Origin of the sequence: Shinella sp. HY16 (assembly GCF_028534175.1) — a bacterium.
Classification (GTDB): Bacteria; Pseudomonadota; Alphaproteobacteria; order Rhizobiales; family Rhizobiaceae; genus Shinella.
On sequence record NZ_JAHYXL010000001.1, the window covers coordinates 129,499 to 147,447 of the forward strand.

General features: G+C 60.6%; 28 protein-coding genes. 13 read left to right on the forward strand and 15 right to left on the reverse strand.

Annotated features, from left to right (window positions below; all coding sequences use genetic code 11):
- Positions 1 to 3: 3 nt before the first annotated feature.
- From K0P03_RS00625 to K0P03_RS00685, 13 genes are all read right to left on the reverse strand, one after another.
- Positions 4 to 489, reverse strand: coding sequence for a hypothetical protein (locus tag K0P03_RS00625; protein ID WP_272788615.1), 486 nt, complete (start codon positions 487 to 489; stop codon positions 4 to 6).
- On the reverse strand, positions 482 to 940 hold the full coding sequence (locus K0P03_RS00630; protein ID WP_272788616.1) for a hypothetical protein: 459 nt from the start codon (positions 938 to 940) through the stop codon (positions 482 to 484). The genes K0P03_RS00625 and K0P03_RS00630 overlap by 8 nt, the downstream gene beginning before the upstream one ends.
- On the reverse strand, positions 933 to 1,202 hold the full coding sequence (locus tag K0P03_RS00635) for a hypothetical protein (protein WP_272788617.1): 270 nt from the start codon (positions 1,200 to 1,202) through the stop codon (positions 933 to 935). Before K0P03_RS00635 ends, K0P03_RS00630 begins: the two co-directional genes overlap by 8 nt.
- A 5-nt stretch (positions 1,203 to 1,207) precedes the next feature.
- Positions 1,208 to 2,371 (reverse strand): DNA polymerase III subunit beta, encoded by a 1,164-nt coding sequence (dnaN, locus tag K0P03_RS00640; RefSeq protein WP_272788618.1) that lies wholly within the window; start codon positions 2,369 to 2,371, stop codon positions 1,208 to 1,210.
- Complete coding sequence (locus tag K0P03_RS00645; RefSeq protein ID WP_272788619.1) at positions 2,364 to 2,729, reverse strand: hypothetical protein; 366 nt, start codon at positions 2,727 to 2,729, stop codon at positions 2,364 to 2,366. The genes dnaN and K0P03_RS00645 overlap by 8 nt, the downstream gene beginning before the upstream one ends.
- Positions 2,722 to 3,051, reverse strand: coding sequence for a hypothetical protein (locus K0P03_RS00650; RefSeq protein ID WP_272788620.1), 330 nt, complete (start codon positions 3,049 to 3,051; stop codon positions 2,722 to 2,724). Before K0P03_RS00650 ends, K0P03_RS00645 begins: the two co-directional genes overlap by 8 nt.
- Before the next feature lie 2 nt (positions 3,052 to 3,053).
- Positions 3,054 to 3,407, reverse strand: a complete 354-nt coding sequence (locus tag K0P03_RS00655; RefSeq protein WP_272788621.1) for an HNH endonuclease signature motif containing protein — start codon at positions 3,405 to 3,407, stop codon at positions 3,054 to 3,056.
- On the reverse strand, positions 3,404 to 3,565 hold the full coding sequence (locus K0P03_RS00660; RefSeq protein WP_272788622.1) for a hypothetical protein: 162 nt from the start codon (positions 3,563 to 3,565) through the stop codon (positions 3,404 to 3,406). Before K0P03_RS00660 ends, K0P03_RS00655 begins: the two co-directional genes overlap by 4 nt.
- A gap of 2 nt (positions 3,566 to 3,567) precedes the next feature.
- Positions 3,568 to 3,699, reverse strand: a complete 132-nt coding sequence (locus K0P03_RS00665) for a hypothetical protein (RefSeq protein ID WP_272788623.1) — start codon at positions 3,697 to 3,699, stop codon at positions 3,568 to 3,570.
- A gap of 4 nt (positions 3,700 to 3,703) precedes the next feature.
- Complete coding sequence (locus tag K0P03_RS00670; protein WP_272788624.1) at positions 3,704 to 3,919, reverse strand: hypothetical protein; 216 nt, start codon at positions 3,917 to 3,919, stop codon at positions 3,704 to 3,706.
- 5 nt (positions 3,920 to 3,924) lie between these two features.
- Positions 3,925 to 4,113: a hypothetical protein gene (locus K0P03_RS00675; RefSeq protein ID WP_272788625.1), complete on the reverse strand. Its 189-nt coding sequence runs from the start codon at positions 4,111 to 4,113 to the stop codon at positions 3,925 to 3,927.
- 557 nt (positions 4,114 to 4,670) lie between these two features.
- Positions 4,671 to 5,210: a hypothetical protein gene (locus tag K0P03_RS00680; RefSeq protein ID WP_272788626.1), complete on the reverse strand. Its 540-nt coding sequence runs from the start codon at positions 5,208 to 5,210 to the stop codon at positions 4,671 to 4,673.
- 2 nt (positions 5,211 to 5,212) lie between these two features.
- On the reverse strand, positions 5,213 to 6,121 hold the full coding sequence (locus K0P03_RS00685; RefSeq protein ID WP_272788627.1) for an XRE family transcriptional regulator: 909 nt from the start codon (positions 6,119 to 6,121) through the stop codon (positions 5,213 to 5,215).
- A 397-nt stretch (positions 6,122 to 6,518) separates the two neighbouring features.
- On the opposite strand from K0P03_RS00685, the gene K0P03_RS00690 reads away from it, so the two are divergent.
- The 5 genes from K0P03_RS00690 (at position 6,519) to K0P03_RS00710 (ending at position 9,385) form a co-directional block, all read left to right on the forward strand.
- The gene (locus tag K0P03_RS00690; protein ID WP_272788628.1) at positions 6,519 to 7,016 is read left to right on the forward strand and encodes a hypothetical protein; all 498 of its coding nucleotides are present in this window, start codon (positions 6,519 to 6,521) and stop codon (positions 7,014 to 7,016) included.
- Positions 7,013 to 7,234, forward strand: a complete 222-nt coding sequence (locus tag K0P03_RS00695) for a hypothetical protein (RefSeq protein ID WP_272788629.1) — start codon at positions 7,013 to 7,015, stop codon at positions 7,232 to 7,234. The genes K0P03_RS00690 and K0P03_RS00695 overlap by 4 nt, the downstream gene beginning before the upstream one ends.
- A 218-nt stretch (positions 7,235 to 7,452) precedes the next feature.
- Positions 7,453 to 8,844, forward strand: a complete 1,392-nt coding sequence (locus tag K0P03_RS00700) for a hypothetical protein (RefSeq protein WP_272788630.1) — start codon at positions 7,453 to 7,455, stop codon at positions 8,842 to 8,844.
- Complete coding sequence (locus K0P03_RS00705; RefSeq protein WP_272788631.1) at positions 8,841 to 9,134, forward strand: hypothetical protein; 294 nt, start codon at positions 8,841 to 8,843, stop codon at positions 9,132 to 9,134. Before K0P03_RS00700 ends, K0P03_RS00705 begins: the two co-directional genes overlap by 4 nt.
- Complete coding sequence (locus tag K0P03_RS00710) at positions 9,134 to 9,385, forward strand: hypothetical protein (RefSeq protein WP_272788632.1); 252 nt, start codon at positions 9,134 to 9,136, stop codon at positions 9,383 to 9,385. Before K0P03_RS00705 ends, K0P03_RS00710 begins: the two co-directional genes overlap by 1 nt.
- Positions 9,386 to 9,405: 20 nt before the next feature.
- Here K0P03_RS00710 and K0P03_RS00715 read toward each other — a convergent pair whose 3' ends face one another.
- Together K0P03_RS00715 and K0P03_RS00720 are read right to left on the reverse strand one after the other, a co-directional pair.
- The gene (locus tag K0P03_RS00715) at positions 9,406 to 9,840 is read right to left on the reverse strand and encodes a type II toxin-antitoxin system HicB family antitoxin (protein ID WP_272788633.1); all 435 of its coding nucleotides are present in this window, start codon (positions 9,838 to 9,840) and stop codon (positions 9,406 to 9,408) included.
- A 56-nt stretch (positions 9,841 to 9,896) separates the two neighbouring features.
- Positions 9,897 to 10,094 carry a hypothetical protein gene (locus K0P03_RS00720; RefSeq protein ID WP_272788634.1) on the reverse strand — a complete coding sequence of 66 codons (198 nt, stop codon included), beginning with the start codon at positions 10,092 to 10,094 and terminating at the stop codon, positions 9,897 to 9,899.
- 111 nt (positions 10,095 to 10,205) lie between these two features.
- Here K0P03_RS00720 and K0P03_RS00725 point away from each other — a divergent pair, with 111 nt between their 5' ends.
- The 8 genes from K0P03_RS00725 to K0P03_RS00760 all read left to right on the forward strand — a co-directional run bounded on the left by K0P03_RS00725 (position 10,206) and on the right by K0P03_RS00760 (position 17,909).
- A complete protein-coding gene (locus K0P03_RS00725; RefSeq protein WP_272788635.1) occupies positions 10,206 to 11,480 on the forward strand; it encodes a hypothetical protein in 1,275 nt (424 codons plus the stop codon).
- Complete coding sequence (nusG, locus tag K0P03_RS00730; RefSeq protein WP_272788636.1) at positions 11,470 to 12,120, forward strand: transcription termination/antitermination protein NusG; 651 nt, start codon at positions 11,470 to 11,472, stop codon at positions 12,118 to 12,120. The genes K0P03_RS00725 and nusG overlap by 11 nt, the downstream gene beginning before the upstream one ends.
- 222 nt (positions 12,121 to 12,342) lie before the next feature.
- Positions 12,343 to 12,984: a hypothetical protein gene (locus K0P03_RS00735; protein WP_272788637.1), complete on the forward strand. Its 642-nt coding sequence runs from the start codon at positions 12,343 to 12,345 to the stop codon at positions 12,982 to 12,984.
- Positions 12,985 to 13,165: 181 nt separating this feature from the next.
- The gene (locus K0P03_RS00740) at positions 13,166 to 13,885 is read left to right on the forward strand and encodes a helix-turn-helix domain-containing protein (protein WP_272788638.1); all 720 of its coding nucleotides are present in this window, start codon (positions 13,166 to 13,168) and stop codon (positions 13,883 to 13,885) included.
- Positions 13,830 to 15,560 carry a phage terminase large subunit family protein gene (locus K0P03_RS00745; RefSeq protein WP_272788639.1) on the forward strand — a complete coding sequence of 577 codons (1,731 nt, stop codon included), beginning with the start codon at positions 13,830 to 13,832 and terminating at the stop codon, positions 15,558 to 15,560. Before K0P03_RS00740 ends, K0P03_RS00745 begins: the two co-directional genes overlap by 56 nt.
- Before the next feature lie 9 nt (positions 15,561 to 15,569).
- Complete coding sequence (locus tag K0P03_RS00750; protein WP_272788640.1) at positions 15,570 to 15,758, forward strand: phage head-tail joining protein; 189 nt, start codon at positions 15,570 to 15,572, stop codon at positions 15,756 to 15,758.
- A gap of 77 nt (positions 15,759 to 15,835) precedes the next feature.
- Complete coding sequence (locus tag K0P03_RS00755) at positions 15,836 to 17,275, forward strand: phage portal protein (RefSeq protein WP_272788641.1); 1,440 nt, start codon at positions 15,836 to 15,838, stop codon at positions 17,273 to 17,275.
- Positions 17,262 to 17,909: an HK97 family phage prohead protease gene (locus K0P03_RS00760; RefSeq protein WP_272788642.1), complete on the forward strand. Its 648-nt coding sequence runs from the start codon at positions 17,262 to 17,264 to the stop codon at positions 17,907 to 17,909. The genes K0P03_RS00755 and K0P03_RS00760 overlap by 14 nt, the downstream gene beginning before the upstream one ends.
- The last annotated feature ends 40 nt before the right edge of the window (positions 17,910 to 17,949 follow it).

The following is a 17,949-nucleotide window of genomic DNA, read 5'->3' on the forward strand; positions in this document are numbered from 1 at the left end:
TGGTCAGTTCTCCCCTGCGCAAGGGGTGAACCGCCCGTTTCCATCGGCGTCTAGTTCGAAGCGGAAGAGGGACGGCTTCTCTGACCACCAATAGGCGGTCAGCGTGTACTCTCCTGGCGAAAGTGGCGTGTCGAAGCTGTCGTCGCTGTTGACGAGCGAGGCGAGCGTGTCCTGCAAGGTGTAGATGTCGTGATCAACTACGAAGCAGTTCGCCTTTGCGGGGATCGTGGCGCCGACCTCATATGTCCGGTTCTCGCGAACCTGTAGCGAGTAGTGGCCGTAGAATTCCGTAGCATCGAACCGGACCACCTGGCCGGGCTCCATCTTCGTAAAATAGAAGCTTTCCGGATCGACCTCCTCCTCTGGCGGCAGCATGATCCATCCATGTTCTGGATCGTTGCGCAGAAAGCCGTCCGGCGTGGTCTGCGTTTCCGGTATGACCTCGTCCTGATAGGCGGACGGAAGCCACTTGAGTACGTGGTCAGTCATTTTGGGAAACTCCTGATGATTTGCTGGTGGTTGCCGCAAGGCGGACGCTGGCCTGCCGGGTGAAGGCCCCGAATGTCAGGTCGCAGAAGCAATCTGAGATATCGAGCCAGATGCGGTATTTCGCCTTGCTGGCTGAAATAGCTACGATGCTTTGGGTCTGACCTTGATAGGTCACGTCATACAGCCGGTGCTTATCGCCTATCTCCTTCAGGTGCTTTACAAGCGCCTCGCGGCCTGCGGGCGTGACGCGATAGAAGGCCATATCGTCACGAATTCCGTTGAGCGCCCAAAACGGCGACGCTGCAAAGCCCTTCGCAATCCCGCTGTCCTTGTCAGTCGCGAAATAGTTTCGATGGCTCTCGACAAGCGGATCCACAGGGCGACCGAGGGCGTGATCAATATGATCGAAAGCCTTGTTTTTCAGATAGCGATCGACGGTTGTTCTAGCCATGGTCGCCCCCGATCGATTTTATGGGGGAGCCGGCGCGCTCAAAAAAAACGACAGCTTCGATCGCATCGAGTTGACCGCGGTCGATCACCGTAACGTCGTTCAAAGGCGATGCGATCATGTCGTCGCGAAGCTTCGCGACGATTTCGGTCAAACTACTTGCCGCCGCGCGGCGGTCTGCCCGCTCAAGGCGTCGCCCTTCCTTCACTCCCTTGCGAAAGACGGACTGAAGACGTTCTCGGCCATTGCTCTTGTGCCCCGCCATATTCCTCACTCCGCCGTGAAGCGAGGCCGCATGGCCGTCAGCAGATAGAGCTCGGGGGAACCGTCGAGCGGACGCATCACGACCGCCGTCGCCGCGTCGGTCAGGCTGATCTCGATGTCGACGGACTGAATGTTGGACAGCGTCTTCTCAAGACGCGGCGCAGAATGCGCGACGATGAAGCCGTTGGGGGCACTGATCGCGCCCTGCACGACGTCCGAGGCGAAGCCGCCCTTCTCGGTCAACATGTCTATTTGAAGCCGGTCGTCCACGACCTTCAGGCGGATGCCATCATTCTTGGCGTCGTCGGTCATCGCGCCGACACGGCGGACGCTGGACGCGAGAACTTCGCGGGCGATCACAATCGTCTGGTCTGTGCGCGCAGGGATGAGGCGATCGTAGCCGGGATAAGTTGCGGCTATGAGCTTGGACTGGATTTCGACGCCATCATAGGCAACAGCGATCTTCTCCGCACTCACCGCCAGCCGCGCGCCCTGTTTCGCTCCGTCGAGCAATTTTCGGATAGGGTCCGCGCCCATCGGCGGCAAGATGATATGAGGATAGGAATTCTCGACTGGTGGGAAACCAACGTTGCTGACGCCGGGCACCTCGATCTGAACCAAGTAGTGCCCGTCTGTTGCGGCGACGACTATGCCGCCCCCTGCCTTCGTCTCGTGCAGGCAGAACCCGCAGAGATAGGGGCGATCATCAGCCTTGTTGACGGCGTAGGCTGCTTTTTTCAAGGCGTCGGCGAGCTTGGAGCCGTCGATCTCGATCCAACCGCCCGAGAGCCGCGTACCCATTTCAGGGAAGTCTCTTCCTGGAAGGTACGGTACTGAAAAAGACGATCGACCCGAGCGGATGCCGACCTGATCGCCCAACCTGCCGGCGCCGAAAGAAATCTCGGCGCTCTCCGGCATCTCCTTCAAAATCGCCGAGAGGCGGCTGACAGGCAGAGCGACGGAAGCGAAACTCGCCGGTTCCATCATCTCGCATTCCGCGTCGATTTGCAGATCGAGATTGGTGCAGCGCAGACGCAACGTTTCGCCGTCCGGCTGGAGCAGGACGTGCGCCAGGATAGGGATCTTCGTCTTCGTGTCCATGGCATCGGCGACGCGTGACAGCGCCGGCAGAAGTGAGGATCGGTGAATGGTGAACCACGTCTCAGCCATTGACGCGCGCCTCGTTTGAAAGGCCTGCGAGCAGGTCCGCAATCCGGCACTCGTGGGACGGGGGGGCAAGCTGGAATTCGCGATGCAGCTCGTCCATGGCGGCAGCCACATCGCCCTCAGCCAGATAGCGATACGTTCTCTCCAGCCATTCGCCGCGGTTCAGGCCGCGGTCTGCCAGTTCGGCCAGAAGCTCATCGTCATCGACCAAGGCCAGCGGAACTTCCACCTCCCCCTGATCCTCGATCACCGGTAGCCGGTCCCGCAGCGAGGGCACTTCACCGCAAAGCCAGTCCAGATCGGGATTGCTGAAGTCCTTCAGGTCGATTTTGAACGGCGTGAAAACAGTCACCTTACGCATGGCCCGCCTCCTCGGTGGAACCGCACGCGGCGATTGCGAACAGGCTTTCCAGGGCCGTAAGAAGCAGCGCCGCCTGCGCATGGGCGTCGGCGTCGGACAGATCGCCATTCGGATCGACGGTCAGCACAGGCCGGCCGTCGCGATCAACGACAGAGGCCGCGCAGCTCTCCGAGATCCGGAGCGGAAGCTTGATGAACTCCTGTGCGAGGAGTGTCGCCGCGACGATTGCCGCGTCTGCCTTCTGCATCAGCGCACCGTATTTCGGGGAGCCGGTGCGCACATATCCGCCGCTCGACGCGGCCGATCGTTCTGTCGTTGACATTCTCACGGCACTTCCTCGCAGATTGGTTGGCCGGTTCTGGCGCGCAAGGCGCGGTCACGGCGGCGCATGTTTTCCTTGTGCGTCACAAGTTCGGTATGCTTCGGGTCCGGGTTCACGCAGAGCCGGTTCCGGCATCGGTGATCGAGCTGCTTTTTGCCCGGTATGAAACCGTGCTCGTTCGTCCACATGACGAGATGCACGGCGACGGTCTGGCCATCGAGCGACATGCGAGGGTAGCCTTTGCCCCGCCCGGTCTCGCCGGATGTCGGGCCGCGCCAAAGCCAGCAACCTGTCGCCTCGTCGATCTCGACGCGTGCGAGCACCTTTGCGCGGATGCGGTCCCGGCGGGTGCTCATGACAACCTGCCAAGGAAGAGCGCCGCCGCCGTGACGGCCATGGCAAGGAACCCGCCGACGACCAGAAGGACGATAGCCATCTGGCGACGATAGGCGGCGTGAAGCCGCTTCCGGTCACGTTCGTACGCGGCCATCCAGTCGGGGTGCGCGTCCTGCATCGTCAGATTCCGAGATGAATGCAGACGGCCATTGCCGCGCCGACGGGTATGCAAACGATAAGTGTGATGCAGGCGAGCCGGTCGATGAAGCGTAACACTGTCGACCGCTCGGCCGGAATTTCGTACTCGGTCATGGGATCAAACCTTTCCGCCGATGCGGCGCGTATAGAGCACTTTCTTGCCCTGGTTCCGGCGACGCACGAAAAGGCGGGCGTCATCGGCATTGGCGGCGAGCACATCGTGTCGCGATCCATCGGAAAGACGGATGCGAAAGTGATGCTGCGGCCGCTTCGCCACCGGCTTGGGGTGGCGAAGGCAAAGGCGCTGGTCGTAGATGAGATCGGTCAGGGCCATGGCGATCAGGCGGCGCGGCGCTGCATACGACGGATGAGTTTGCGGGCCTCGGGAAGGTGCTTCGAGGCTTCGCCTTCCGTGCGGTTGATACCGGCGGCAATGTCTTCGAGCGTCGCGGCCTCTTCGCCGCGATTGCGCAGGAAGGTGGCGATCTCCAGCGGGATCGATACGGCGATGGCGGATGCGTGTTGCATGGGGTGTCTCCGTTCAGGTTGAACCGGAGAGGCTGGCCGCCGCCGCATTTGGGGACCTGAGTCAGCGGCGGCCTACCCGTCCGGGAGGAACGGGTTACAGATAAATGCGGAATCTATTCCGTGTCAATGCTCATTACGGAATTAATTCCGCACATGACATTGAGGATATCTCACGCGAGGGCTAATTGTAGGCGCCAAGCAACGAACACGAGGATCGACAATGTCAAACTTTCTTGAGGACGACCTCAGCAATTGGACAAACAGAGGGCCAAGTCTGAAAACGGACGCCATCAGACTCTTTGCACCTCGCGGAGAATTGAGCCCCGCGCCTTGGAATAGGTCTGGACGCCAGGTGACTGGGGTTAGCCTCTTGCACTTTGATGAGGGCGGGAAGTGGGTGGTTATCGATGGAGAGCCTAGCCCATTGCCGCAGGCATTCAACATCGATCTAACCTATGAAGAAGTGCTTTCTGTTGCCAATCTACTCACAAAATGCCTGCGTGCACTCGACTACAGTGAAGAACGATGGAGCGAAATCGCAATTTCCGAGGCTGGAATTATGGACGCTGCCTATCTTTTATGCGCATTCTGTCGTCGCAATCAGTGAAAAATGGACTTGATTCAATCCCTTCAATTTGACCGTCGACACTAAATCGCGCAAGACCGACCCAAGTTTCATGAAGGGCGCTGAGGTGGCGCTCTATCTCTGGTCGCAACTTCTTCTCCATGCTTGTATTTCTCGGAGAAACGACGACAGGATTGCTCGGGGCTCCAAGATACATGCCATGGAGAAGGATATTTCGGTCGGCATACAGCTTTTGAACATTCTCAAGAAGCTTTTTCAGATCGATCTTCTCGCGATGGTCCGGATAGCGAAGCAGCAGCTTCTTCATGAGATTGCACTTTCCGGGTAGGCTTGCGCTATCGTGATAAATATCGAAAGCAAAATCGTTCCCACAACGAGCTATCCGGCTGAATAAATAGTAGAGCATGTGATCAATTCGATTCCAGCGCTCTACGATAGCCCCTATCGCTTCTGCAATATCTGGATGAGATTCAGTGACCGTGCCCGGAAACGAAGGAATTTTAGGGGTCAAAGCTACATCCTCGAAAAGCGGCCGACGACCCGACCAATTATGCGAAATTGATCGTAGGAGAGTTCATCAAATCGGTCTGGTGTAGCCTCCGAGATTATCCGAAAGCGTGGCGGAGTTGATCCTGAGATTTTCGACAAGGTTTTCGCCTTCATAACTTCATCCCCGTCGTTAATTACGTAGATCGCATCCCCTGCATAAACATTCTGCGATAGGTCCACGACAACACGATCCCCTGCGAATAGCCGGGGCTCCATCGAATGACCAACTATGGGCACAAGGATGATTTGACTGGGTATTGCGCCAAGGCCGTGCCGAACATATTCAGCGGGCAACACCCATTCGTTGATGACCGGATGGCCGGTAATAATCCCGCCGCTCCGAACAGATGCTGTCCTATCGTCCAATATTTGCCCCTGTCCGGTACCGGCGGCAGCTTGGATCTCTGGCGACGCACCCTTAATTTCACCTTTGTAATGCAAGCCTCCGTTAAAATGCGCCACGACATGTTCGCCGGCCTGCCAGTCGGACGCGTCGTGGTCATCGGCAACGTCTGGATCAAAGCTGGAGATAAGTTTTTTTCTTTGCTCGTGGTCGTCTCCATTTAGGAGCCACTGCTCAGGCACGTCGAACACCTTGGCGAGCCCCTTCAAGGTTTTTGCCGAGGGCGCTTGCAAAGGGTTGTTTAGTAGCTTTCCGAGCGAATCTCGGTGAAGTCCCGCCTCCTTAGAGATGGATTGCGGCGACTTACCTGAAGCGGCAAGCAGTCTTTTAACTCGATCTTGAAGCGTCTCATCCATGCGCGGAAACTTATCCGCTTTCGACAATTCGTTAAGGCGGAATCTATTCCGTTGACGATGCGGAATAGATTCCGTATGTTCCGCATCTATGACGACATTGCGCGAACAGCTCATCTCAGTATCCGATGCATTTGGTGCCGCCCGGCGCATAGGGCGTCAAAGGATATCGACCGTGGTTCTCAATCGCGGCTCTACACTCGATCGAATTGCAATGGGTGAAGCAGACGTGACTACCGCAACCTTCGAAAGGGCAATGGCGTGGTTTTCTTTGAACTGGCCGGCGGGAGCTGATTGGCCGCGCAATGTTCCGCGCCCTATTCCCACCGTTGGAGAGTTGGCCGTGGATGGGGAGGCAGTCTCTCCGTGACCTGCTTTGCTCTGATCGCCTATCCATGTGGGCCTCCGTGATCTGACGCCCTGATTTTTCGCCGAAATCCACCATTCCCGCCACGGGAAAACCCGACCGGAATTCCCGGCGCGGGAATGCATTATATTCTCCGGAGAAAACTGCGTGTCCGACCCGTTCCTCTATCGTGTGAAAGCCGCGCAGCGCGACCTGATCGAGCGTTGCGGTGGCATCCTGCGCGTCGAAGCGATCAGCGGCTTCTCGAAAAGTCAGGTCGGCCGCTGGAACAACCCTTCAGACCCCGACCTGATGCCGATCGGCGCGGTGCGCGCCCTTGAATCGGATTGCCGGGTGGCGCTGGTGACGGCGGTGCTCGCCGAGGCGAACGGCCGGCGGCTAACCGACCCGGAAGACGAGCGCGCGCAGCATGCCTGCGTGATGATCTCCCATGCGGAGCTTATGCGCCAGGCGGCGGAACTGGCGAACGGGATGGCACTCGCCATCGCCGACGGGCAGGTCACACCGACCGAAGCTCAGACGGTGGACCGTCTCGCGGCGGGACTGGAGCGCGCCGCGAGCGACCTTCGCGCCGCCTTGGCCGCCATCAAGGCACGCGGCGGTGCTCGGGCAGAGTTGCGTGTCGTCGGGGACGAAGCCTCATGAACACCACGGCGCAGGTCATCGAAAAGCTATCCGACGCCGCGCGCGTATTGGTGCGCGATGCAAACACCAATGGCTCCGGTATCGTCACTGGTTGCGGTGACGCGTTCCGCGAGGCATGCATCGCCGGTTATCTCCTGCCCGTGCGCGGCGCAATCCATAAATGGCGCATCACGGTCAAAGGGCGCGAATATTGCCTCAAGTTGATGAGGGCGCACTAATGGCCCTCAGCCTTGATCAGCACACGATACTCTCTGCCGCCATCACTGGCGGCTTTTTCAGGTCAGAAAACGAGCCAAGCGCCAATAAATGCCGGAAGCTGAATGCGAAGGGCTTGCTTCGGCGTGACCAGAAAGACGGCGCGATCTGGTACCCGACTCCGGCGGCATATGCTCTCGGAATTGCGCAGCCGCCCGAAAGTCCGCCGGGCGAGGAGGCCTTGCCGGTCGCATCGGCGGGCATGTCGGAGCTTGTTGCTGCCGTCGAGCACGCACGCGCGCTTTTCGACGCTGGGGATATCAAGCTTGCCCGCAAGATTTCGTCTGTCGCCTACGACGAGGCGAAGGCCGCAGCAAACTCGGCGGAACGGGTAAAGGCGTCGCGTGCGCTAGTCGACAAGGCGCGCCGCATGCAGGCCGAGGCGCTGAAGATCGAGAGCGCATGCGATATCGCCATGGCCGACGCGGTCGACGAGGCGCAGGCCAAGGGTCAGATATCCTTGCGCGGTGGCCGACCGGAAACGGTCCAAAGCTCGGACCGTTTTACGTTGGAGGATGTTGGGATCGACAAACGCCGTCTCCACGACGCCCGAAACCTGCGAAACAAGGTTCTTTCTGAGCCGGATTATGTGGATCGCATCGTTGAGGCCCGTCTTGCGCAGGGATTGGAACCGACGCGCGCCAGCCTTCGCCACGCCGTGGGAACGCGAACCGCGACAAAGGACGATCGCGGCGACGACCTTTACGAGACGCCGATCGAGGCGATGCGGACGCTCCTGGCGCTGGAGAGTTTCGCGCTCAACATCGTCGAGCCGAGCGTCGGGCGCGGCGCGATCCTGCGGCCGCTGGAGGCGGCGGGCTATGAGGTCGCCATATCCGACATCATCGACCGAGGAATTGTGACCCAGCATGGCGAGTGCCAGGGCGTCGGGAACTTCATGCGATCCGTCGCGGAGGGTGGCGGATGGGATATCGTGACGAATCCGCCCTACGGCCCGGCCAACGCCTACGCCGCTCATGCCCTGCGCGAGCACCGTCCGCGCAAAATGGCGCTGCTTCTCAACCTCAATTTCATCTGCGGTTTTGAGAATCCGGACCGGCGCTTCGTCATGGACGAGTGCCCGCCGAGCCGGGTCTACGTCTTCACGCGCCGCCTGCCGATGATGCACCGCGACGGCTGGGACGGCCCCAAGGCCAGCAGCCAGATGAACACGGCCTGGTTGGTCTGGGAACGGAACGACGACGGGACCTACGGTTCCGGCCCGCCGCACCTGATTCGAGTCGATTGGAACGATTATGTCGACGCCGATCCGCTTTCGCCGGGCCTTGGCGGATATGTCGACCCGATCCGCTTTGCGGACGCGGAAGAGGATTTCACGCGCACGACGCCGCGCAAGACGCTGGACGAACGGGCCAGCGAGGCCCGCGAGATGGCGGAGCAATGGGCGCGCGGACAGGACGGCTTCACGCGCCGTGATCTGCGCCGCGAGATCGGCGTGCGCGACAGCGTGGCAGAGGCGCTGATCATCGAAATGATGGACCGGGGGTTGATAGGTCTTCCCGATAACGACGGCGTGCACATGGTGCTCGCCGCAAAATGCGAGGCGGCGTGAGCGACCATTTTCCCATTGTCGATCAGATCGACGAAGTTAACACGCACGCTGAACGCGTGGCTATCCTGCTCGCCTGCCCTCGCCTGCATCTTGCGCGAAGCGAATTGGCGCTGCGCCACCGGCTCAACGTTGCCGGTTTTCCGGAAGCCGCCGATTACGTGAGCATTGAGCGGATCGCGCTGGAGGCCGTGCGCGGCCCGGATGGCGCGGACCGGCTCGAAATCCAGATCATGCGGGCGCAGACCATTCTCGATATGCGCGCAAAGGCGGTTCAGGAGGGCGCAACCTGATGTTCGAATGGGTTTGGCAACCATCCCGCCTCGTATACCTCTGCGGCACGGTCAGCGTTGGCGCGGTCTTCTCACCCGCGCACCCGGAGGGCAAATGGCGCTGGCGGATTTGGATCAACGGGCGACTCTCGCCCGAAGAAGGAAAGGCGACGAGCCAGGAAAAGGCGCGACAGGCGGTCGAGACCCGCTTCGCCACATTTCTGGAGCGCGCGGCGTTGACACCGGCCATCAAGGCGGATGTGGCGACATGATGCACCAAGGCATTTTCAGCTCATTCTGCCGCCTCAAGTCCTATCACCAGTCGCTGCCCCATTGCCGCCAACGCGGCGGCGAGGACGGGCAGCTTGGTGGCCGTGTTCGGGTCGAGGATACGGCGGGCCTCCTTCTCGTTTTTGCCAATCCGGCGCGCAAGCTCGCTGCGGCTGATGCCGCTGGCCGTAAACGTCTCGATGACGGCGATCTTAGCCGCCACCTCCGCATCAGGGGCGACAAGCTCGGCATCCGGCACCACGGACGGCGGCGGCAAGGTACGGCCATGTTCCAGGTAGGTGAGCAGGATGACGCCGAGCGCATCCGCCGCCATTTCGCGCGCCTCCGCCCTGTCGTCACCTTCGGTGATCGCCTCGGGCACGTCCGGGAAGGTCACGACGAAGCCGCCTTCCCGCTCGGTAGACTCAAATATGGCCGGGTAAAAGTATGTTCGCATAGTCAGGCTCCTGTTGCGTTTCGCGTTCGGGCAGTCATGGACGGCAGGAAAGGGGCTCAGGTGAGCCCCAGTCCCTTCCTTATTTTCGCTGCCGTCTTCGGGTCGATCTCCCGGCTCGGGAGGGTCGTGAAGCGGTCTCCTATCCAGACCGTTGCATGCCCGCCTTTGCCCTTCGATTTATCGACCCGGAAGGTTAGGCCGCGATCCTTAGCTTCATCCCTGAGTTCGGCGATGAAGCGGTCTCGCTTGTCCATGACTGCCTCCGTTTCAATGAAGTCATATTCGGACATTTTTGTCCGAGTGTCAACATGCTTCGGACAAAAATGTCCGACTTATTTAACGACGCACGACGGGGGTGCGGCGCCATGAGCGATGCGCGATTTTCAATTATTCCGGGCTGGGTGGTTAATGACCCTCGGCTCAAGGGCAAGGATCTTCAGGTCCTGTGCATGCTTGGCAGGCACACCAGCCGCAAACACGGCTGGTGCCGACGCAGTCAGGTCAAGATGGCGCTGGAGCTTGCCTGCGCCCGCTCCACGATTTTTGCATCCATCACGCGCCTCGTCGAAATCGGCGCGGTAGAGCGCCGCGAGGTGCCAAGCGAAAGCGGACGGGACAGCGCGCATTGGTATCGCGTCATCTATGACCGTGAGGTTTCGAGCAATGCAATTGCCGCATGGGACGGCGAGGATGAAGAGGAATTCGGTCCTATCGGCAATGAAGAAATCGTCTCGAACCCCTGCCGGCACACCGGCACCCCTGCCGGTATACCGGCACCCCCTGCCGGTCCAGAGTCGGCACCCCCTGCCGGTTCTGGACCGGCACCTATTAACGACTCTTGTTTAACGCCTGATGCTGAACCTTTTGAGAGAGCGCGCGAGCACGACGATGCGCATGGGGAAGATAATCCCAAGACAATCGAGCGGGCTTTCTGGAAGCTGGTGAAGGCGTGGCCGGGCTTCGACGGCATGCCGAAACGCAACGCCCTGTCGGAATGGTTCAAACTGTCTTCCGACGATCGTCGGCAGGCGGCAGAACGCTTCGAGGCCTGGCTGGCGCTCTTGAAGGCGCAGAAGAAATCTCACACTCCTGCGCCAGCGACGTATTTCTCGGAACGGCTCTGGCGCAGCGTGCCTGACAAGCCAGAGACGCCGGCAGGGCCGAGGCTCGCCGCAGCATACGGAAAGCTTTGGATGGCCGAGCGGATCGCCGACTTGCTCCGGAAGCCTTACGGGGTAATAGGCGGGCTTACCGGCTTCGAGCAACGGCAGGTCCAGACGGGCCAGAAAACCGCCGAGGAGGTGTACCGGGAGAAGATCCGCAGGAGCGGCTGGACACTCGTAAACACCATGCATGAGCGCGCAGCCGACGCGAAAGGCTATCCGTGCCTCTCCGAGCTGCTGCCGTTCGCCGAGGAGTTCAGGCAGGCGCACCGTGATGGCGATCTCTATGCGGCCTGGCGGCGCGAGCACGAGCGCCGGGGCTGGCCCTTCATCGATGATACGAGACCGCCAGAGTGGGTTCATTTCCCACCTGTCGTCTCGGGTTGGGAGGATAATCCCGACGCGGCAGTTTTCAACGCTCTGGAACAATTCGCGGCAAGTGTGAGAGAGGTGCGAGGGGATGAATATGCAGCATAAGTTCGAAATGGGCCGAGGCGTGAATGCTGAAGCCGTCCTGCGCACGATGGAAAAAGCTGATGACAAGCGGCGAATCGCCGTCAAGCTTTTGCGCGCGGCAAACCGCGATCTCGTCGAGAGGCACCCGAAAGATGCCCGCTGGTACTGCCTTCAGATCGTCACAGGACGGGAATTCGCTGTGGAAAAGCTTCTGGCAGAAGCTGACGTCACGACGCTCCTGCCGACGGAACGCGTCATCAAGGTTCGGTTTGACCGGAAGTTCGAGACTGATCGCGTGTTCTTTCCGGGCTACCTTCTCGTTCGGTGCGTGCCGTCACCCATGGCGTTCCATGCGCTCCGGAAGGTCAAATACGTGATCGACATCGTCGGCGATGAATCCAGATATCATGTTGTTGCGGATGAGGACGTTAGGCTCTTCGAGAAGGTCGCCGAGGGCATAGAGCCACCGCGCGTCACCACGGACAAAACCTTTGCCGATGGTGATCGGGCGAAGATCGTCAGCGGACCCTTTGCGGGATTTTCCTGCCTTGTCTTGCAGGTGAAGTGGTCGCGGATGGCGAAGGCGAAAGTTCGGATCGACCTGAAAAACCGCTCCTTCGACATCGAGAGCATGCCTCTTGCGTTTCTCGAAAAGCTGTGAGAGGAGTCGATCCACGGACGAACTGGAATAACGCTCCCCTCCGATCCCTCGGCTCTAGGCTGGGGCAGAGCAGGCGAAAGCCTCAGGGACAAGCGCCCCAGCCCATACCCTGCCAGCCTCACAGACGAGGCATCGAGTCAGGGCCAGTGCGAAAGCTATGTCCAGATGATGAGGCGGCCGAAAGGTCGCCTTTTTGCTGCCTATAGGTAACATCTCCGTTCGATGGCGGTTGCGATGGTTGTTCAGATCACGGTCGTTGGCAGTGGCCTTTCCCTAATGGAGGAAGCTGCGCGCATTCTCGGATCGCAGGGCAAAGCCCGCGTTGCGTTCAGCAGGGCCATAAACCGCACGGGCCAGACTGTTGGCAACGAAGCTGGCCGAGCCCTGTCGGATCAGACAGGACTTCCCAAGCGCACCGGCATGAAGGCAGTACGGCGGAAGGTCAGCCGGTCTACGCCTGCGTCTCTGGACTACATTATCAGCGGTCAGGGCGGGAACATCAGCCTCAAGTATTTCAAGCCGCGCGAGACGCGCAAGGGCGTAAGCGCTGCGCCTTGGAATTCGCGGCGGCTCTATCCGTCAACGTTCATGAAGGCGGGCTGGTGGCCGAAGCGGGTCGTCAAGCCGAATTGGAGCGGGCAGGTCTTCAAGCGGTCGAACAGCGACGGCTACAGCTACGACGGTCTCAGGTCCAAGGGCGCAAAGCGCAGCGGCACGAAGTTCACCAAGGAAAAATCCGGCATGTTCATCCCAACCGAAATGGTTCAGGGCGCGACAGCCGAGGCGTGGCGACGCGGTGCCCGCCGTCTCCAGCCTCGCATCGAGCACGAGATCCGCGTCATGACGAAGGGCATCGTCTCCTGAAGCGCATTGCTGCCTGCGCTAAGACGCGCACCTCTCAGACTTCGCAGATGCAGCATACCCCCCCCCATTTGGGTCCTTCCGGCCAAATAGCACCCCTGCGGGCAGGAAGGCCCGGCGATCCACTCGCTGCAAAATTCCCTAAGGGGATTCCGTTTCTTCGCTGGGAATCAAGGAGCTTCGTATGGGTCGCGGGCACTCTACCGAGATGCGCACCGCCATCATTGCCTATGTCGAGGCGGGGCGAACGATGCGGGAGGCAGCACGACATTTCGGCGTCAGCCCGAGCAGCGTCGTCAAGCTGATCAAGAAAAAGGCAGAAACACCAGAGGCTTACGAGCCGCGCAAGGCGAAAGATGACAATGGAGGGAAGGCCATCGGCGACATTGTCGTTGGTGCGGCGGAACTTGCCGACTGCCTCGGCGTCGACAAGAGGTCCGTTACGGAGTTCGCGACGCGCGGCCTGATCGTTCGCAAGGGACGGAATCAGTATGCACTTTTGGAATCACTTCGCGCCTATTGCGAACATCTGCGCGGAATGGCAGCCGGACGTGGCGGCGACGCCAACCAGACGCTTGCCTCGGAACGAGGGCGACTTGCCAAAGAACAGGCCGATAGCACGGCGATGAAAAATGCAGAGCTGCGACGCGAACTTCTTTCCGCGCAGCTCGTCGAGCGCGAATGGTCGGACATCCTTCGCACCGTTCGCAGCCGCGTCCTCGCCTGCCCGAGCAGGATCAGGGGCCGCCTTCCTCACCTCACGCCGCATGACGGTCAGGTCATAGACCGGGAATTGCGCGACGCCCTGAGCGAGCTTGCCAATGATACGGGCGATACGATCCTCGGCCATGCGGGCGCTGATGCCGCCAGCGAAGCTGAACCTGTCGGAGTGGATGGAACGTGAAATTCGGTTGCCGGAGGACGTCGCTCTTCCCGGTCCGATCAGGCTTTATCCGTTTCAGCGTGGCATGGCCGACGCCATAAGCGATCCGGCCTATACGCGTGTCACGGTCCTGAAATCCGCCCGTGTCGGCTATACCACCCTGCTCGTAGGCGCGATTGCAAACCATGTGGTGAACGATCCGGCGAAGGTTCTCGCGGTTCTGCCGACCGACGACGATTGCCGCCGCTTCGTCGTCGATGAGATCGAGCCGACCTTCTCGGCGAGCCCTGCGCTTTCCAAGGCCCTGTCGGGCGCGCAGGAAGAGGGCGGACGAAACACGATGGTCTATCGCCGCTTTGCCGGCGGCTCCCTTCGCGTCGTTGCTGCCCGCGCGCCCCGTAACCTGCGCGCTCATACTGCCCGCATCCTGATCCTCGACGAAGTCGACGGGATGGAGCCGACGAAGGAGGGCCTTGCGCCCGTCATCGTCGAGCGGCGCACGATGTCGTTCCCGGATCGCAAGATCCTGATCGGCTCCACGCCGACGGATCTCGCCACCAGCTACACTATACGCCAGTACGGACTGTCGGATAAACGGATCTTCGAGGTTCCCTGCCCGAAATGCGGGGTCTTCAGCGAGATCGTCTGGAAAGACATCCGCTGGCCAGAGGGGGAGCCGCACAAGGCATACTGGTGTTGCCCGGCCTGCGAAAACGAGATCGACGAGCGCTTCAAGGGCGGAATGGTCGAGGCTGGCCAGTGGCGTGCGACAGCGCCTCATGTCCGTGGACATGCCGGGTTTCGCCTAAGCTCGCTGATCTCGCCACTGGAGAATGCTCGTTGGGGGTTGTTGGCGGCGGAGTTCATCTCGGCCAAGGACGATCCGGAGACGCTGAAGGTTTTCATCAACACCGTTCTTGGTGAAGGGACCGGCGATGGCGGAGAGGATCTCGACGAGGTCGAACTTTCCGGAACTGTCGAGAGGTTCGGACTGGAAGCCATACCGGCTGAGGTGCTCGCCATCACGTTGGGCGTCGACGTCCAGCATGGGCGTCTAGAGGCAACAGTGATCGGTTGGACCCGGACCGGCGTTGCATGCGTGCTTGCCCATATTATCATCTGGGGCGCATGGGACGACGATGCGACATGGTCCGAACTGGACGATCTCCTGCGGACGCGGTGGCGTCATCCGCTCGGCGGGCGAATTGGCATTGACGCGGCCTGCGTCGACTCCGGCGATGGAGCGACGATGGACCGGGTCTACGAATTCTGTTTTCCGCGAGCGCGTCGACGGGTGATGGCAATCAAGGGCATGGGCGGCTCCCGCCCCTGGATCCTAGGTAGCCAGCAACAGAAGCGAGGCGGCACGATCTGGATTGTCGGCGTCGACGGCATCAAGACGGCCCTGTTTGCTCGTCTGCGGACCCGCCAGCATTTCCGTTTCTCTGATGACCTCGGGCTCGATTGGTTCGAGCAGCTCGCCGGCGAACGGCAGGTTGTTCGATATCGCAAGGGTGCTCCGATCCGCGAATTCGTTCCGGTGTCGGGTCGCAGACACGAGGCGCTCGATTGCGTCGTCTACGCGATGGCCGCGCATAAGACGCTCAACATCGACTGGGATCGCAGGATCGGTGCGCTCGAAGCAGAGGAGCCGATGCAGCAGCAACCCAAGATCGCCGAATCCACATGGCTGTAGGAGCCACCGATGACACTCGACGACCAGATCGCCGCTCTCCGCACCGCCATTGGTTCCGGCGAACGCAAGATCGTGTTTCATTCCGGAGGAACCCGGCGCGAGATCGAGTACCACAGCCTGAAAGATATGCGGGAGGCGCTTGCCGCCCTTGAGGCACAGAAGTCCGGCGGCTCGCGTATCATCCTGGCGGGCTTTTGATGGCGAACATCCTTGATCGGGCGATCGGCTACTTCAGCCCTTCCGCCGGCTATCGCCGCGAGCAATATCGTGCCGCCATGGGCGTGATGGTTCGCGCCTACGAAGGCGCGGATCGCGGCCGGCTGAAATCGTCCTGGAAGGTAAAGTCCACCTCGGCCGATGCGGAAATCGCGAAGGACAGCCGCGTGCTGCGGGACCGCATGCGCGACCTGGTGCGCAACAACCCGCATGCGGCCAATGCGCTCTCCGTACTGGTGACGCATGCCATTGGCGACGGGATCGTTCCGCGGACAAAAGACAAGAAGGTCAACGCGCTCTTCGCTTCATGGTCGAAGATGTGTGATGCGGATGGAAATCTAGATTTTTACGGCATCCAGTCTCTTGTCGGACGTGAAATGTTCGAGAGCGGCGATGGCCTTGTTCGTCGTCGCCGTCGTCGTCTGTCGGACGGCCTGCCGGTGCCTCTCCAGTTGCAGGTGCTGGAAACTGACCTTATCGACAGTACGAAGGAAGGTGTGCTGGCTGGCGGCGGAGTGGCCATTCAAGGGATCGAATTCGACGCGCTCCGCCGGCGTCGCGCCTACTGGATGTTCGGCGCGCATCCCGGCAACAGCTTCTTCGACCCGCAGACTTCGCTGCTTTCCAGACCGGTCCCGGCCGAGGATATCGCGCACGTCTTCGAGAAGCAGAGAACGCAGGTGCGCGGCGTACCGTGGGGCGCGCCGTCGATTTCGACACTCTACGACCTTGCGCAATACGAGCTGGCAGAAATGACGCGCAAGCGTCTCGAATCCTGCATGGTTGGGGTCATGACGGGCGGCGATATCGCTGACCCGATCGGCCTGCAACAGGACAGCAACGGGAATGCGCCGGCAGCGGGTATCTACAATGTGCGCGGCGAACGGGTCGAAAAGTTCGAGCCCGGCATGTTTTACAATGCCGTCGGCGGCAAGGACATCGAGTTCAGCCAGCCGGCCGCGACAGGCGACTACGACAATTACAAGAATTCGAGCTTACACACGATTGCCGCTGGCTGGCGCATGCCTCACGCTCTGCTCTCCGGCCGGCTCGACAAGGTCAATTACTCGTCGAGCAAGGTCGGCCTGGAAGGCTTCAAACGAATGATCTCCGCCTTACAATGGCAAGTGATCATTCCGATGCTCTGCGAGCCTATCTGGCAGTGGTTTCTTGAGGCGGCATACCTTGCAGGCCTGATCGACCATATGGACCATCCGGCCGAGTGGTCGCCGCCACGCTTCTATTCCGCCGATCCGGGCCGTGATGTCGAAGCCAAGATTGCCGAAGTTCGCGCCGGCTTCCGCTCCCTTCCGTCCGCCATCGCTGAGGGCGGCGAGAATCCGGACGACGTGGTTCGGGAGATCGCAGAATTCAACGCCAAGCTCGACAAGGACAAGATCGTTCTGGACTCGGATCCGCGTTATCTATCGCGCGCGGGCCAGACCCAGCAGAAAGCCGTCGACCGCAAACCGGAGAAGACCGAAGATGACACTGATTGATAGCGCAGCGCCGGCCGCGTTGCCGATGCAGACGCGGCTTGCTCCTGTATCACCGTCGACGATCGACTCCGAAACGCGAACCGTTGACGTCGTGTTCACGACGGGCGCGGCGGTTCGTCGCCGCCGGTGGGTCGGTTGGGACGCCTCTGTCCCCTTCGACGAAGTCCTTGAGGTGAGTACAAAGGCGGTCGACCTGTCGCGCTTGAATGCCGGCGCACCTGCTCTCGACAGCCATTCCATGTGGTCGTCTCATTCACAGGTCGGCGTGATCGAGCGCGCCTGGATCGACGGCAAGGAGGGAAAAGCCACCATCCGGTTCCCCTCGGCCGGTATCGATCCGGCGGCCGATCGCATGTTCGGCCTGGTGAAGGACGGCATCGTTCGCAATGTCTCGGTCGGTTATTCTATCGATCAGGCGCGTGTGATCGAGGCTGAGAAGAAAGGGGATGTCGAGCGCCGTATTGTCGAGCGCTGGACGCCCATGGAAATCAGCTTTGTCACTGTCCCGGCAGACCCGGCCGCGCAGGTTCGTTCGGCGGATCTCGCCAGCTTCCCCCTCGACTTCAGGGGCTCATGCTCGGCCATTGAAGCGGCTCGCCGCCGAATGTCTCTCGCGGCTCGCCTTCTCGGCTGACAGCCTCTCACCTTCCAAATAGCCGCCTGCGTTCCGCCGG